Origin of the sequence: Kitasatospora sp. MAA19 (assembly GCF_029894125.1) — a bacterium.
Taxonomy (GTDB): Bacteria; Actinomycetota; Actinomycetes; order Streptomycetales; family Streptomycetaceae; genus Kitasatospora.
Genome location: NZ_JARXYZ010000095.1, coordinates 1 through 1030 on the forward strand (window position 1 = coordinate 1; position 1030 = coordinate 1030).

1 rRNA gene is annotated in these 1030 nt (G+C 56.0%); it reads left to right on the top strand.

Annotated features, from left to right (window positions below):
* Positions 1–1028, top strand: a 23S ribosomal RNA gene (locus P3T27_RS40930); the annotation flags it as partial.
* Between the last annotated feature and the right edge of the window lie 2 nt (positions 1029–1030).

The window sequence follows — 1030 nt, forward strand, 5'->3', positions numbered from 1 at the left end:
GGCGAAGCTGAGAACTTAAGCGCCAGTAAACGGCGGTGGTAACTATAACCATCCTAAGGTAGCGAAATTCCTTGTCGGGTAAGTTCCGACCTGCACGAATGGCGTAACGACTTCTCGACTGTCTCAACCATAGGCCCGGTGAAATTGCATTACGAGTAAAGATGCTCGTTTCGCGCAGCAGGACGGAAAGACCCCGGGACCTTTACTATAGCTTGATATTGGTGTTCGGTTCGGCTTGTGTAGGATAGGTGGGAGACTTTGAAGCCGTGACGCCAGTCATGGTGGAGTCGTCGTTGAAATACCACTCTGGTCGTGCTGGATGTCTAACCTGGGTCCGTGATCCGGATCAGGGACAGTGTCTGGTGGGTAGTTTAACTGGGGCGGTTGCCTCCTAAAGGGTAACGGAGGCGCCCAAAGGTTCCCTCAGCCTGGTTGGCAATCAGGTGTTGAGTGTAAGTGCACAAGGGAGCTTGACTGTGAGACTGACGGGTCGAGCAGGTACGAAAGTAGGGACTAGTGATCCGGCGGTGGCTTGTGGAAGCGCCGTCGCTCAACGGATAAAAGGTACCCCGGGGATAACAGGCTGATCTTCCCCAAGAGTCCATATCGACGGGATGGTTTGGCACCTCGATGTCGGCTCGTCGCATCCTGGGGCTGGAGTAGGTCCCAAGGGTTGGGCTGTTCGCCCATTAAAGCGGTACGCGAGCTGGGTTTAGAACGTCGTGAGACAGTTCGGTCCCTATCCGCTGTGCGCGTAGGAGTGTTGAGAAGGGCTGTCCCTAGTACGAGAGGACCGGGACGGACGAACCTCTGGTGTGCCAGTTGTCCTGCCAAGGGCATGGCTGGTTGGCTACGTTCGGGAGGGATAACCGCTGAAAGCATCTAAGCGGGAAGCCTGCTTCGAGATGAGCACTCCCACCTCCTTGAGAGGGTAAGGCTCCCAGTAGACGACTGGGTTGATAGGCCGGATATGGAAGCCCTGTGAGGGGTGGAGTTGACCGGTACTAATAGGCCGAGGGCTTGTCCTCAG